Annotated in this window: 14 protein-coding genes; 6 read left to right on the forward strand and 8 right to left on the reverse strand. The window is 50.1% G+C overall.

The annotated features are described in order from the left end of the window. Position 1 precedes the first annotated feature (1 nt). From AB1611_17975 to AB1611_18000, 6 genes are all read right to left on the reverse strand, one after another. Complete coding sequence (locus AB1611_17975; GenBank protein MEW6381471.1) at positions 2-1039, reverse strand: ATP-grasp domain-containing protein; 1038 nt, start codon at positions 1037-1039, stop codon at positions 2-4. 106 nt (positions 1040-1145) lie between these two features. Further along, positions 1146-1679: a hypothetical protein gene (locus AB1611_17980; GenBank protein MEW6381472.1), complete on the reverse strand. Its 534-nt coding sequence runs from the start codon at positions 1677-1679 to the stop codon at positions 1146-1148. Positions 1680-1736: 57 nt separating this feature from the next. Beyond that, positions 1737-3116, reverse strand: coding sequence for a KamA family radical SAM protein (locus AB1611_17985; GenBank protein MEW6381473.1), 1380 nt, complete (start codon positions 3114-3116; stop codon positions 1737-1739). A 182-nt stretch (positions 3117-3298) separates the two neighbouring features. Next, complete coding sequence (locus AB1611_17990; protein MEW6381474.1) at positions 3299-3556, reverse strand: hypothetical protein; 258 nt, start codon at positions 3554-3556, stop codon at positions 3299-3301. Positions 3557-4009: 453 nt separating this feature from the next. Continuing rightward, positions 4010-4723 carry a hypothetical protein gene (locus tag AB1611_17995; protein ID MEW6381475.1) on the reverse strand — a complete coding sequence of 238 codons (714 nt, stop codon included), beginning with the start codon at positions 4721-4723 and terminating at the stop codon, positions 4010-4012. A gap of 473 nt (positions 4724-5196) precedes the next feature. Next, positions 5197-5850 carry a hypothetical protein gene (locus AB1611_18000; protein MEW6381476.1) on the reverse strand — a complete coding sequence of 218 codons (654 nt, stop codon included), beginning with the start codon at positions 5848-5850 and terminating at the stop codon, positions 5197-5199. Between the two features lie 301 nt (positions 5851-6151). Here AB1611_18000 and AB1611_18005 point away from each other — a divergent pair, with 301 nt between their 5' ends. The 6 genes from AB1611_18005 (at position 6152) to AB1611_18030 (ending at position 11214) form a co-directional block, all read left to right on the forward strand. After that, a complete protein-coding gene (locus AB1611_18005) occupies positions 6152-6325 on the forward strand; it encodes a hypothetical protein (GenBank protein ID MEW6381477.1) in 174 nt (57 codons plus the stop codon). 726 nt (positions 6326-7051) lie between these two features. Beyond that, positions 7052-7579: a type 1 glutamine amidotransferase domain-containing protein gene (locus AB1611_18010; protein MEW6381478.1), complete on the forward strand. Its 528-nt coding sequence runs from the start codon at positions 7052-7054 to the stop codon at positions 7577-7579. A gap of 345 nt (positions 7580-7924) precedes the next feature. After that, entirely contained in the window at positions 7925-8728 is an 804-nt protein-coding gene (locus tag AB1611_18015; GenBank protein MEW6381479.1) for an aspartate dehydrogenase, read from the forward strand. A gap of 63 nt (positions 8729-8791) precedes the next feature. After that, positions 8792-9007, forward strand: a complete 216-nt coding sequence (locus AB1611_18020) for a hypothetical protein (GenBank protein ID MEW6381480.1) — start codon at positions 8792-8794, stop codon at positions 9005-9007. 418 nt (positions 9008-9425) lie between these two features. Next, positions 9426-10427, forward strand: a complete 1002-nt coding sequence (gene truB / locus AB1611_18025) for a tRNA pseudouridine(55) synthase TruB (protein MEW6381481.1) — start codon at positions 9426-9428, stop codon at positions 10425-10427. Positions 10428-10437: 10 nt separating this feature from the next. Next, entirely contained in the window at positions 10438-11214 is a 777-nt protein-coding gene (locus tag AB1611_18030; GenBank protein MEW6381482.1) for a carbon-nitrogen family hydrolase, read from the forward strand. A gap of 99 nt (positions 11215-11313) precedes the next feature. Here the strand turns inward: AB1611_18030 and AB1611_18035 are convergent, their stop codons facing one another. Both AB1611_18035 and AB1611_18040 read right to left on the reverse strand, forming a co-directional pair. Further along, complete coding sequence (locus AB1611_18035; protein ID MEW6381483.1) at positions 11314-11850, reverse strand: diguanylate cyclase; 537 nt, start codon at positions 11848-11850, stop codon at positions 11314-11316. Between the two features lie 530 nt (positions 11851-12380). After that, the gene (locus AB1611_18040; GenBank protein MEW6381484.1) at positions 12381-13754 is read right to left on the reverse strand and encodes a sigma-54 dependent transcriptional regulator; all 1374 of its coding nucleotides are present in this window, start codon (positions 13752-13754) and stop codon (positions 12381-12383) included. Positions 13755-13917 lie beyond the last annotated feature (163 nt).

The raw sequence follows: 13917 nt of genomic DNA on the forward strand, positions 1-13917 counted from the left end.
TTCAGGCAGAGAGAGGTTTTGGCATGGCTCCGGCCATTTCTGCACAGCAAGTGAGCAATGGAGCACTTTCGAGTCTTTTCATGGCCGATTGCATAATCCTCATTATCAGTTCCTGATACGTAATGCCAGCCAGCGTGCAGAGGATGCACAGATCCGAATGCTGCGGATGCAACCCGGCCAAGGGATTGACTTCAATGAAGCAGGGATGGCCATGAGAGTCAGCACGCAGGTCGATCCGGCCTCCATCTTTGCAGCCAAGGCCGCGCCATGCAGCCAAAGCCACCTCTATGGCTTCCCTGGCCGCAGCATCGTCCACCAGCCGGTAATCCACCACTTCTTCATACTTCGCCTTATTCAGATAGGAGTAGACCTCATGCTCGGCATTCTGTCTGAGGAGGACTTCCATACAGCCGACAGCCGCAGCCTCCTTGCCGGTGCCTACGATTCCGACCGTGAATTCCCGTCCGGGGAGAAAGGTCTCAATCAAAACCGGCTGCTGAAATTGGGTTAAAATCCTCCGGCAGACACGGTCAAGCTCGGCTTTGGTCTGAATCTTCGAATCCGCGGCTATTCCCTTTCCCGTTCCTTCGGCAATGGGTTTGGCAAACAGGGGGAAGGGAAGGTCCACCAGGGATAGGTCATCTATTGTCTCGACTATGGCAAAATCAGGAGTAGGAATGCAAAGATCCCGGATCACCCGCTTGGTCATGCCTTTATGAAGGGTCAGGGAAAGGACCAGCGGGTCGGAAAACGTATAGGGAATGCCATAGGTATCAAGCAGGGCGGGAACCAGTGCCTCCCGGCCAAATCCGTGCAGCCCTTCGGCGATATTGAAAACCATATCCCATCGCTCCCCTGCGGCCAGGCGTTTGACCAGGCTCTTTGCCTGTCCGATGCGATCCGTCGTATGTCCCAGACCCTGCAAAGCCTGCTCGATCGCTTCAATAGTGCTCAGACGATCAAACTCGGCGGTCTCTTCCGCTCCGTACCCTTCGGCCAGATAATCATCCCGAAGGTCATAGGTCATTCCGATTATCATTCTGTTTTTACCTTCCAGTTATTTATTTTTTAGCGGGTTATGAGCTCGCAATTATGGTCGGAGCTCATAACCCGCAACCAATCCGAATACATGCTGATAAAAACTTCTACTTCTCCCCTTCATCAGGTGCCGGGGCAGGTGGTTCGGCCTCTTTTTCGGACCCGCTTTCGGGCTGATCTTGCTGAGCATCGCTTTCAGCGCCAGCTTCTTCTGCGTGCTGGCCACGTTCACGCGTCTTCTCGATGGCCGCTTCACCTTCAGGCCCGTTGCCTTCCTCGTTATTCCCAGGGTTTCGCTCTTCTTCAGAGATCTCGTAATCAGAGCTGGAATCGTCAGGTTCATCCTGGTTCAATTCACTCTCAGTCACCTCAGACGGAGTGTTTTTGTCCTCGGCAGGCTGATCCTTCTCAGAGGAAACTTCCTGCTGGCCGGATTGATCGGCTTCTTCGTGCCCGGCAGGCTGCTCAGCGCCCTCATGCACAGGCTGGTCAGCATCCCCGCGCACGGATGGTTCCGCATCCCTGGCTGCTTCTGCTCCGGCAGCCTCCTCATCAATGGCTAAAGCACTATTACTGGAAAGGAACAGTAACGATCCAAAAGCCAGAACCGTGAGCATTATGATAAAAAATTTTTGCTTCATTCGTCTTTTCTCCCCATCATAACTGCCTTGTTGAACAATGAGGTGCTGGAATATCTGCTATTCGCAGTTTCCAGCAGGGTCCGGGTAATAATAAATATTGCCTTCATAGTTACGGAGCATCAGGTAATCTCCCTCCCGGCCAATTACATATTCCGGCACCAGGGGAATCTTGCCTCCGCTTCCGGGGGCATCAACCACGTAGTTTGGCACTGCATAGCCGGTGGTATATCCGCGTAAGCCCCTGATAATCTCCAGTCCCTTTTTCACTGAGGTACGAAAGTGACCGGATCCGGAAATAGGATCGCATTGATAAAGATAATAAGGCTTGACGCGCACCTTGAGCAAGCCGTGCACCAGGCGTTTCATGGTTTCCACATCATCATTGACTCCTGCCAGGAGAACCGTCTGACTGCCCAGAGGAATACCGGCATTGGCCAGCCGTTCACAAGCCTGACTCGTCTCGGGAGTAAGCTCGTCAGGGTGAGTAAAATGAATGCTCATCCACAGGGGATGATATCGCTTGAGCATACGGGTAAGAGCCGGAGTGATGCGCTGCGGCAAAACCACCGGTACCTTTGTTCCGATGCGCAGGAATTCTACATGAGGAATGCGCTGCAATCGTGAAAGCAGCCACTCTATCTTTTGGTCTGGAAGGGTGAGCGGGTCTCCACCGGACAACAGGACATCCCGGATGGCCGGAGTCGACTCAATATAGCGAATAGCCTGCTCCCACTGAGCCAGGTTAAAGCGGAATCCGCCATGATGACCTACCATACGCGAGCGGGTACAGTACCGGCAGTAGGTAGAACAGAAGCCGGTAACCAGAAACAGGACCCGGTCAGGATAGCGGTGGACCACTCCCGGAACAGGGCTATGAGCATCCTCTCCAAGCGGATCATTGGATTCACCCGGCGTGCATACGAATTCAGCGCTTGCCGGCACTACGGTGCGGCGCAAGGGCTGGTAAGGATCATCCTCATCGAGAAGGCTGGCGTAATAGGGCGTGATACCCAGGGGCAGCGCCCCTCCATGATGGTTGAGGGCCCTCCATTCATCTTCAGACAGCCGGATGATGCGGGCCAGTTCATCAATGCCCGTGATGCGGTTTCGCAGTTGCCAGTGCCAGTCGTTCCAATCAGCCTCGGTCGCTTCGGGGAAAAACCGCTTCCGGAAGGCATAAGAGCGCAGTGCTGCGGTCTGCGGTCTGCCTGATTCGTCATCAGGTAACCTGTCAGACACATAATTGGCTGTCTTTGGCACGATGAAAACTTTCGATGATGAGGCGGGTTGTTCTTTGATTAATGAGGTGGCGGGATGCTCGTTCAACTCACCTCCGGCAATACCGGCATAGCCGGTCATACTACCTGGAGGTTCCGTTTCTTCTTCACTGATCTTGATTGATTCAGTTTCCTTGCAGACACAAAGATTACTTTTCATTTAGTCGTCAATCTCCCTTTTACGATTTGATACCTGGTTGTCCATTGTTATGAGCCCCCTTACGTTAAAAGTAATCCTCTGGAGATGAAGGCCCTTCTCATCTCCAGCCATAAATCAGGTCCCAATTTTAGCAAAAAAAGCGCTAAAAGTGAAATGATAATTTTTACCCTTTTCTTGCATGATTAATCGTCAACAACTTCGTAACTCTTTATCAAAATAATCTTGCATCTATCCCCCTCATCCCTGATAGTCCCGGTAGCCCTCACGTTCCTGTGGATGAATTCCAGCAGTTCCTCTCCTTTGGAATTATTATCGACAAGGTATTCCTCCTCATCCGGGGTGGCAATAATAACAGCACTGATATTATCCTCTTCATCCCAATCTGCAGCGGTAACAATTCCCGTAATAGTGGCCTGCTGACCAGCCGTATTGTGCTTCATATATCCTGGTCTCCCTGATTACCCCTTCCTCACTTTTATTATAAGGTGATTGGACCTGCATGTTTCCTGAGATAGCCGGAGCTTTAGCAATAATTGTGCCGTCCATGTAATCAGTTGATATATAAAGTCTTGTCGAGCTACAGGCAATAAATATTCGGAACCCATAGTTCCGATAATTTTCTTCCGTCGGCAGATATTGGGAGCTTGTGCCCCATATGCATCAAAGCTCAGTGCACAGCGCGGTAAATCCGCGGTCAGCTATCGTCCACAGCGGCGGCAGCCGCTGTGGATTTGCGGTGGCACGACACCGCTTTCCCTGAAGGGCGTTATGCCAGGAGGAGCAAATAGTTACTTCAGATACAAGCAGGAACCAGCAGTTCAGATTGGCAGGGTATCGGAACTGTCAGTTCCGATACCCCATGGTCTGGAATTCAAAGGACTCCTGCCGGTAACCTAAAAGTGATAGCCGAGCAGTATGCCGTAGTGGAGGCCGCCAGCCTCACAGTCCTCATTGAATAAGGTAACTTCGGCATGGGAGTATTTCAATTCAACTCCAAGGTTGAAAATTTGATTTAATGTCCAATAAATCCCTCCCCCAAACCATATCCCCAGGCCGGAGTCGGAATCAGAGCTTTTCCATCTCACGACCACGTGATTTCTTGTTTCCCAAAATTCTCTTTCACGCTCAGCATCAATGATTGACAATCCGCCAGCAAGGAAGGGGTGAATACCGGAAGGTTGGTCCCATATCTTTTTCACTCCGATGTTCAATTCTGAAGTTTTCCCTTCAATGTCCCCGCTTGACCTCCAATAGGGATCGTAATCATAATAATACACCGTATCGTCATCACTCGAATGAGCATAACTCATGGTTATACTGACCGGCCAGGACAGTTCTTTGATATCTGCCTCTATCCCGAACTCAAATTGATTTTCGACCGGCTCCCAGTCATTGTCATCGAGCAGCTTCTGTCCGAAAAGAATGTTGATATTGCCGCTCATGCTGCTTCGGTGAACCGGAGTACTACTCCTTGCGGCAGGGGAAGTCTTTCGTATTCTGGCAGGAGCGGGCTTCTTTGCGGGTGCGGCGATGGAATTTGCCGGATAAAGGCAGAAGAAAGCTAATACGACACCATACAAGCTGATGCGTTGAGGTTTGGTAAGCATGAGGTACTCCTTTCTTACTTCTTGATTCCATGAGGAATATTTATACCTGCTAATCGATTTATCTTAATCGATTTCTCCGCTTTCCTAACCGTCTTTCGGGGGCATCCCTCCCCTGTCTTCATAACAGCAGCTTATAATAATCCTGCAATACCCCTCCCTATCTTTTCTTTTCCAACTCCTGTTTTCTTCGGTTCGCGATGACAAATATCATGGATAAATTTTTTTGATTGCGGGTGGCGGGCCTTTTGGCCCCGCCACCCGCGCCATCAGAAAAGGCGCTGGGGAGAGAGAAAGCCGAGGGGGAAAAATCGAGCGCCAGGCAGATATGCTTATCTGCCTGGCGCAAATCTCAACAAGACAGGAGAAGGAATTAAAAAATTCAAACCTCACAAGCAGAAAATTCCTTCATCAGTCTCCCTAAACTCTGCAATCCTTCAAAAACCGGAAAAACAAACTTGCAGCTCATGAAACCCTTATGGCGCCAATGCCCCCAGGCCGAGCAACAAAGCCGGAGTCAGCAGTGATTGCAGCGGAGGAGGAGGATTGAGGAGTGCGGCAAAGATCGGATAACTGGCCAGGGTCCCTCCCTGCAGAATCTCATAGGCAACGGCATAGGCCGGATAGGCATTGATAAAGGCATTGTTGGCTACCGGCACATTGTTGCTCAGCCAGCTTGTGGACGTAGGTGCCAGTGTGCTCCATCCGAGAATCAAAGAAAGATCGATCGGAAGGGGAAGGCCGGTAATAGGGTCTTTGAAATAATCCGGCGGCCAGGTATCGATCCCATAGAGAGGATCATAATAGGCCATACCCAGTGGTGTATTATACAGCAGCCAGGGATAGGTCTTGCGGGGATCCCAGGTCAGACCGGGTTGCACCGGAAGGACGGTGGATGGATTCAAGTTGCTGACGATCGGTGTGGCCAGCCCGGTCAATGGATTGACAGGGGACAGAGGTGGAGACCACAGAGGCCACAGGGTGTTATAGGGAGGAAGGTTTATCCAGGTCTTGACTGTCGCTGTCGGCAGAAGGACTGCCTGAGCTACCGGAGCAGAGAGCAGAGCAAGCCCTGCGAGTATGAGCAATCCTATGCCCAATAAACAAAGACGGCGCTTTTGTGAAAGCATGTACATATCTCCTTTTTGGTTGCGATTGTTGCGTATTAACTGAATTGATTAACCGGAAATAAAGTAAACTCCGTTCGCTCATATCATAAATTTGCATAGCCGCATTTTCCCTCTCCCTGCGGTTCGGGGATGAACAGCCCTCAATTCCCCCTTGTTTCAGAATGCTGGATAAAAATCCCCACCCTCCGCTATCCTCTGCCTGCTCCTCCCTGAATTTCCGAATTCAACCTGCGCCACCAGTCTATTTTTTGCTCCTTGCCGGTTCTTCCACTCCAGAAAGGTATGTTTTCAGGATCAGACAATGGCCGGAGAATCAATTTGCAGGGCAGGGATATATCCCGCCAAAGTCCAATACCTGGAAGAGAGATTTTTCATGCGCTCCTGTTACCGTAAATCCAACAGCCTTCCCTTGTTATCCCCGATCTTCTTCCCCAAGGGGAAAGAAGCTGGAGCTGTTTCTCTCCTGCCCGATTGAAAAGAAATATACTTATGGGGGAAAAAAGAACAGGGGAATTTTTCGTTCTCCCGATCTATTCATCCCTGAACATCGCAGGATGAGGGAAACGGGCTATTTCTTTTTCAGAGGAATATGAGCGAATCTCCAAAAAATTTTTCCTGAGAGCCTCACCTCCTTTGCATGACATTGATGGAGACAACATACGAGATTAACCTTAAGAACTCAGCTAATGGGAATGGCAGCAGCGATGGAACATGAGCCTGTACCGCGAGGAATTCACCATGAAAGGGAACATGCTTTTGGATTGATTATTTCTATGCCTGGTTGAAGTATTGATATTTTTGCTATATCCCTGGCCTACCTTTATTTGCTCTAACGCCTGCGCGTTGACGATAAAAGAGAGTATCAGCTTCGTGACAAGCCTGGCTACTCAACCTGCCTCCTTGCTCTCTCAGTACAGCAACATATATACCAACCCAAATGCAGGGTAAGAATATGAACCGGCCAAGGCTCAACCACTTGAAAGGACAAGCGATGGCTATGAGTAAAGAGACCGGTGCACGAGGGCGGGGAATCGGAATTTTTATGTATCGATACCATAGAATTTATGGACCCGCCCGCCAGGCTCTTCCCGACAGGCCGGATAAGCTCTGTGTTCAAGAGATATCAGATGGTTAGCGTAAAGGTTATCCTTCGTGCTGACCGAGAAACAGGCTGAATGTCTTATCTGGAAAGGAATAAATCATGAGCGAAATTGCAGTTATCATAACTGATATGTTCGAGGACAGTGAATATACCAGACCGGCAGAGGCTTTCCGGGAAGCGGGACACCATGTGGTACATATAGGATTGGAAAGTGGAATAATGGTTAAAGGCAAGTCCAGGGGGACCCCGGTTAAAATCGACCAGACAGTGAACGAGGCTTCGGTGGACAATTTCGATGCCCTTCTCATTCCGGGTGGGTATTCACCTGACCGGTTGAGAGCCAACGAGGATGCAGTTCGTTTCGTCGCTGAGTTTATGACCAGCCGCAAGCCTGTTTTTGCCATTTGCCATGGGCCGCAGCTCCTGATTACAGCCCAGGCATTGAGAGGAAGGAAAGTTACCGGCTGGAAATCCATTATCCAGGATATCAAAAATGCAGGAGCGGAGTTTATTAACCAGCCGGTAGTGGAGGACGGGAATCTGATCTCCAGTCGCGGGCCGGATGATATCCCCGCATTTATCGACGCCTCACTCAGAAAGCTCAGAGAGAGCGGGCGAAAGGCATAAGGCAAAGGTAACCCCTATTCTCTAGAGTAGGGGCTCCCCCCCTGTGGCCACCCAAGGGAAGGCACAGGGGGGGAGCCCCTCCAATGATGTTTCCTTAATCGCCCCCACTTTCACCCGGAGCCTTCATCATCAGCGGTGTTTGAGCCATTGACTTAAGGTATTGATAAGAGTATTATAAAACAGTCTGAAAAAGCCTGATGCCCGGAGTAAGGCCGGGGCGGGGTCTGGCAGCGTTGACCGTGCGGCCTGGGCCAATCGCGGGCAGCGGCATTTCGGATTATTTGTTATTTGGCAGTGAAAGAATAGCTTTATGTCCAACCAAAGCATATCGAGGGGAAGAGAAAGATGAAAAAAATCGGGGTAATTGGATGCGGGACTATCGGGGCTCAGATTTGTCTGGCCATTGACCAGGGGAAGATTGCCGCAGACCTTGTGGCTGTGGCCGATATGGATGAAGTAAAGGCCCAGCGGCTGGCCGATCAGCTCGCAAACCCTTGCGAGGTTCTCCTTATCCCGGAACTGGTCCGCCGGGTGGATCTGGTCGTGGAGGCAGCCAACCAGAACGTGGTCCCGTCACTCATGGAGATGGTCCTGGATCAGGGCAAAGAGGTACTGATCATGAGCGTGGGCGGGCTCCTGCCGCTCACCTGGATATGGGAGCGGATTCCGGATTCCGGGTGCCGTCTGTATATTCCATCGGGAGCAATCGCCGGCCTGGATGCTCTCAGAGCGGCCAATCTGGCAAAAATCGATTCAGTGACCCTGACCACGCGAAAACCTCCCCGGGGACTGAAAGGGGCCCCTCACTGTACGGAAAAGGGAATCAATCTGGATGCCCTGGACCGGGAAATGGTGATCTTCGAGGGGACGGCTCACGAGGCGGTCCGGGCATTTCCTCAAAATATCAATGTAGCCGCAACCTTGAGCCTGGCCGCTCTTGGACCTGATAAGACCAGAGTCCGGATCATAGCCGACCCCGGCGTTACCAGTAATATCCATGAAATCGAGATCATGGGAGAATCAGGGCGGATCGTTACCCGGACAGAGAATGTCCCCTCAGCCGCAAATCCGAAAACCAGTTGCCTGGCGGTCCTGTCGGCAATCGCCACCCTCCAGGGGATTTTAAGCCCCGTAAAGGTGGGGGCCTGAAGGGGAGGAGCTCTCCTCCAGGTGCAGACATGAGGGATGAGGGAAAGTGTGAGGTAAGATATAATGAAAGTTAAAGTAACTGAACAAGGAGTGGTTGTTCCCAAGGAGCTTCTTGAAGGAGTCGAAGAGGTGGAAATCCGGAAGGAGAATAACTTGATCGTAGTTGTACCGGCCACCAATGGTGATCCAATCATGGAATTTGGCAAGCACCCTGTCATCTGCAGCGCATCGGACGCTTCCGAACATCATGATAAATATATTTATGGTTCCAGTACATGATGCCTCTTTTCCTTGATACAAGTTATATCATAGCACTTGAGGCAGGAGATGATCAACACCACGAGGATTCATATAAACATTGGCAACAATTTGTTGCAGCATTGCCAAAATTGGTGACTACCTCATTAATGAGGCATTGTTCTACCAGGGATGGCAGTATTTCAAGCAGCATACGGATAAATCTTACTCACTGACTGACTGCATTTCATTTTTAGTAATGGAGCAGCTTAAGATCAGAACAGCCCTTACCTTTGACAAACATTTTGTTCAGGCTGGATTCAAAAGGCTGCCTTAAAGGCCGGGTTAAATGACTACTGGCTAGTGATAGAACCTTCAATGAAAAAATATGTCCCCAAAGAAACACTAAGAAGCAGGGAATTTTTGATCCGCCAGGCAGAATGATACAGAAAAGTTTCCCATGAACATGCAGGATGGAGTATTAAATATCAATAAGACCGAGGGGATAACCTCGTTTGACGTTGTGGCCGGAATTAAAAGGATAACCAGGGTCAAAAAGGTCGGACATGCCGGTACCCTGGATCCGGAGGCCAGCGGGGTTCTCCTCATCTGTCTGGGCAAGGCCACCAAGATTGTGCCTTTTTTGATGGATACCACCAAGGAGTACCGGGCAACCCTGCATCTTGGGGTCACTACCGACACCCTGGACTCAACCGGCACGGTCCTGCAGCGGGCGGAGAAAGTTGCCGTTACCGAGAGCGAAATCAGAGAGGTTATACGCTCATTGAGCGGTGAGATCGAGCAGGTGCCGCCCATGTTTTCGGCTTTATGGCATCAGGGAAAGCGGCTGTATGAGCTGGCCAGAGAAGGGGTCGAGGTCGAGCGAAAGCCAAGAAAGGTCTGGATCTACCGCCTGACCATACGAAGCTATGACCTCCCTTTTCTGACCTTTGATGTCACCTGTTCCAAGGGAACCTATATCAGGACCCTGTGTGCTGATATAGGCCAGAAACTCGGGGTCGGAGGGCATATGAGCTCGCTGCAGCGGCGCAGGGTAGGTGATATGACCATTGAGCAGGCCATTCCCTTTGACGTCATCAGGCAGAAGGATGCCGCAGAAATTCTGGCTGCCGGAATCCACCCTCTTGACGAGGTGCTGAAATTCCTCCCCGTTGTCCAGATCGGGCCTGAAGCCGAGCGAAAGACCCTGCACGGCGTCCCGCTTTCACCCCGCGAGGTGCTCAGGTGCCCTGAGAGTTTCCGGAAAGGGGATCTGTTCAGAGGGTATGATCCGGGAAATCGTTTTCTCGGCATTTTCGAAGCCCTGACTGACTTGGGCGGGACGCAGCAGTCGGCCACCGGCCAGTATGAGCAGCAGGCTGCCAGAGAGGAGCTCTGGTTCAAACCGAAGCGCCTGCTTGTGGATACCCCTGGTACCCCTCAAAAGACCATGAAACCATGAGGACAAAGCTATGGCCGGAAAAGTGAGACTGGCTCATCTCCAGTTTGCAGCCATGCAGGGAAAGATCGATCAAAACCGCACCACCGCAGAGCGGCTGATGCATGAGGCCGCCGGGCGGGGGGCGCAGCTTGTCTGCCTGCCGGAGCTATTCACCACCGGGCATGACTTTGACCTCATCCGGGCTCAGGAGGATGAGGGGGCCTGGTGTTCTGAAAACCTTGATTGGCTTTCCGGGATGGCCCGCGCACTGAAGATTTATCTGGTGGCCGGAACCCTGCCGGAAAAAGCGGGGGGGAAGTTTTACAATACGGCCTTTTTGTTCAGTGACAGAGGAGAGCTTCTGGGGAGTTATCGGAAAGTCCACCTTTTCCCCCCGATGGGAGAAAATGCCTTTTTTACTCCCGGCCAGGACTGCCCGGTTTTTCATACCCCTTTGGCCAGGATAGGTATCGCTGTCTGCTACGATCTTCGCTTCCCGGCGCAGTTTTCCGACCTTGCCGGCCAGGGGGCGGATATTATTCTGGTTCCCGCCCGGTTTCCCCATCCGCGGATGGACCACTGGCGGATTCTCCTTCGGGCCAGGGCCATTGAAAATTACCTGTTTGTAGCGGGATGCAACGCTATCGGCATCTTCGGCCAGACCGTATTTTGCGGCCACTCCTGCATCATCTCCCCCTGGGGGGAGACCCTGGCCGAGGCAGGAGAGCGGGAAGACGTCCTTATGGCCGAGATGGATCTTGACCTGGTGGAAGAAAGCCGCTCATTTTTCCAGAAGACCGACAGGTAGGCGTTGGTTCTGTTCAATGGCATATGATACACTGAAATGCGATTGCCGGGGGGATTTTTTGGGGGGATAAAGCTTTGTACTGCAGGAGATAACTTCTCCTCAATTCATAATTGAGCAGTAAATAGTATTATTCTCACTGTCCCGAGAGCACTCCAGCATATGAGAAGCGTTTTTGATGAGCTCATCAATTACTCTGGCATCAGTAGGATATGAGGTGATACCAATGCTGATGGAAGTGTTCTTTTTGGCAGCAGCCGCCTCAAGGTCAATTCCCGAAAAGGCAAACAAAACCTGGTCTTTTAATCGCTCGGACAGACAGACAGCCCCCTCGATGCTTGTTTCCGGCAGAATCAGGGCCAGGACTTCGTCATTGTAGAGAGAGAGAATGTCCGTATCGCGAAGATTCGCTTTGATGAACTCACCAAGTTTTCTCATAAACAGACAGCACCTCTCATGAGACATCTGCGCAGGTTGCTCCTCCGCCCCCGCTGTTACACTGACCAGAACAAGAGAAAGGAACTGATTGTAGCGCTTGGCTCTTTTCATCTCCTCATCGAGTCTGATGCTGAGATATCGTGCATTATAAAGCCGGGTGTTTTCATCAACAAAAATATTTTCAACTAAATCTTTATTCATCTTTTTTAAATTATTATATGCATTTATAATATTTTTTAACTTCAACTTTAACCTTGCATTTTCATCCTTCAGGCGATTAACCTCGCTCATGCTCTTTCAGCCCCCCTCATCTATCACTTAACGCCTTGTCTAAAAAGGAATTCACTAGCCCATAGCAGATGTTCTTCCCCTACTTGAGAGATGGATAATATTTCGGCCACGATCAGAGTATACTCCAGACACATTCTCACTTTGCAAAATAAATGCCACCATAAAGATCGGTCTTTGAGAAACCAAAATACCCTCCTCCCTCTTATTTTTCATCCAAAAACAACATCTTCTTATCTCTCGACCGATCCCTGCTCCCCGTGGAGAGAAAGAATACCAAAATCGGATGGGAAATTATGAATCCTCGTTCATAATTATGAAATCACTTTCATAATTTGCCAGGATTGCTGGCTTTCGGTACAGGAGTCAGAAGTCAGAAGCCAGGAGAAATTTTTTATTCTGACTCCTGGCTTCTGACTCCTGAATTCTTGTCTTTTTCATAACTATTCCCGAATCTGGTATTCTTTAATCTTGCTCAACAGGGACCGGTAACTGACCTGAAGCAGCTTGGCAGCCTGAATCCGGTTCCAGTTGGTTTTGGCCAGAACACTTTTAATCGTAGCTTTTTCCGCCTTTTGAATGGCCAGGCGGCTGACCTCTTTCAGGGGAACAATTTTGGTATTCTTATAAACCATCTTCCCTTCAACCACATCGTGGGGAATAACGGTATAAACAACTTCCTCGCTGCCCAGAACGATGATTTTTTTGATCAGGTTCTCTAATTCCCTGATATTTCCGGGCCAGTCGTAGTTCATGAAAATGTTCATGATCTGGGGGGATATTGAGCTGATTTCCTTACTATACAGAGAAGAATATTTTTTGATGAAATAATCTACCAGAAGGTAGATGTCCTCTTTATGTTCTCTCAAGGGGGGGAGAAAAATTGTCACTTCATTCAGCCGGTAGAAGAGATCCTCCCTGAAGCTGCCGCTTCGGATACCTTCTTCCAGATCACGGTTGGTGGCAACGATGATCCGGACATCGACCTTGACGCTTTTCTTGCCGCCAAGACGGCTGAACTCTTTCTCTTCCAGAACCTGAAGCAGCTTGGCCTGAAGTGAAGGGGGCATTTCGCCGATTTCATCCAGGAATATCGTTCCTTCATTGGCAAACTCAAACCGGCCGGGTTTCGGCCTTTGAGCGCCGGTAAAGGCCCCCCGCTCATAGCCAAAGAGCTCGGATTCAAGAAGAGTCTCCGGAAGAGTGGCACAATTGACCTTGATAAACGGTTTATCCCGACGGTTGGAAAGTGAATGAATAGCCCTGGTCACCAGTTCTTTTCCCGTACCGCTCTCCCCTCTGACCAGGATTGTCAATTCCGTATCGGCTACCTGCTCGATCATTTTTTTGATATTCAGGATCGGATTGCTGTCGCCGATAAAGTTTTCATACTCAGCCCGGGATTTCAGCTTTTTCTTCAGGGATTCATTTTCACAGGCCAGGGCTTTTCGCTCCAGCACCTTGTTAATGGTAATTTTCAGCTCATCATTATCAAACGGCTTGGTAATAAAGTCATCTGCTCCGGCATGCATGGCATTGACAACGTTTTTGGCCTCTCCGTGTGCGGAAAGCATAATAACGGCTATCCGCTTCGAAATGGCCTTGATCCTCCCCAGAAGCTCGATCCCGTTAATATCCGGCATGCTGATGTCCATCAGTATCAGGTCAGGAGTCTCGTTTCTGGCCTGTTGAATAGCTGTCTTCCCATCTTCGGCAGAAAAAATCTTATATCCTTCCTTAGTCAGCGCCTCGGTTAGTATCCAGATCAATTCAGGGTCATCGTCAACTAATAAAATTGTTACTTTCTTGTCTTTCATTTACTTAACTCACCTATACGCTTTCCTGAAAATTGATGATTAATTATAATTGTCAAATTGAAGCTTATGGTTACCTACATACACCACGTCAGCAGTGGAGCAGCCTCCGTGGTTCCTGAATTCCCTGGACATTGTATACCCCCGGGTCCATGCGGACAGTCCC

The sequence above is a fragment of the bacterium genome, assembly GCA_040755755.1.
GTDB lineage: Bacteria > SZUA-182 > SZUA-182 > DTGQ01 > DTGQ01 > DTGQ01.

What these genes read in the sequence shown, in the direction of transcription:
- truB (MEW6381481.1), top strand. Translation starts at nt 9,426, where the DNA reads ATGAACATGCAGGATGGAGTATTAAATATCAATAAGACCGAGGGGATA.
- AB1611_17990 (MEW6381474.1), bottom strand. Translation starts at nt 3,556, where the DNA reads ATGAAGCACAATACGGCTGGTCAGCAGGCCACTATTACGGGAATTGTT.
- AB1611_18040 (MEW6381484.1), bottom strand. Translation starts at nt 13,754, where the DNA reads ATGAAAGACAAGAAAGTAACAATTTTATTAGTTGACGATGACCCTGAA.
- AB1611_17995 (MEW6381475.1), bottom strand. Translation starts at nt 4,723, where the DNA reads ATGCTTACCAAACCTCAACGCATCAGCTTGTATGGTGTCGTATTAGCT.
- AB1611_18000 (MEW6381476.1), bottom strand. Translation starts at nt 5,850, where the DNA reads ATGCTTTCACAAAAGCGCCGTCTTTGTTTATTGGGCATAGGATTGCTC.
- AB1611_18030 (MEW6381482.1), top strand. Translation starts at nt 10,438, where the DNA reads ATGGCCGGAAAAGTGAGACTGGCTCATCTCCAGTTTGCAGCCATGCAG.
- AB1611_18015 (MEW6381479.1), top strand. Translation starts at nt 7,925, where the DNA reads ATGAAAAAAATCGGGGTAATTGGATGCGGGACTATCGGGGCTCAGATT.
- AB1611_17975 (MEW6381471.1), bottom strand. Translation starts at nt 1,039, where the DNA reads ATGATAATCGGAATGACCTATGACCTTCGGGATGATTATCTGGCCGAA.
- AB1611_17985 (MEW6381473.1), bottom strand. Translation starts at nt 3,116, where the DNA reads ATGAAAAGTAATCTTTGTGTCTGCAAGGAAACTGAATCAATCAAGATC.
- AB1611_18010 (MEW6381478.1), top strand. Translation starts at nt 7,052, where the DNA reads ATGAGCGAAATTGCAGTTATCATAACTGATATGTTCGAGGACAGTGAA.
- AB1611_18035 (MEW6381483.1), bottom strand. Translation starts at nt 11,850, where the DNA reads ATGAATAAAGATTTAGTTGAAAATATTTTTGTTGATGAAAACACCCGG.
- AB1611_18020 (MEW6381480.1), top strand. Translation starts at nt 8,792, where the DNA reads ATGAAAGTTAAAGTAACTGAACAAGGAGTGGTTGTTCCCAAGGAGCTT.
- AB1611_17980 (MEW6381472.1), bottom strand. Translation starts at nt 1,679, where the DNA reads ATGAAGCAAAAATTTTTTATCATAATGCTCACGGTTCTGGCTTTTGGA.
- AB1611_18005 (MEW6381477.1), top strand. Translation starts at nt 6,152, where the DNA reads ATGGCCGGAGAATCAATTTGCAGGGCAGGGATATATCCCGCCAAAGTC.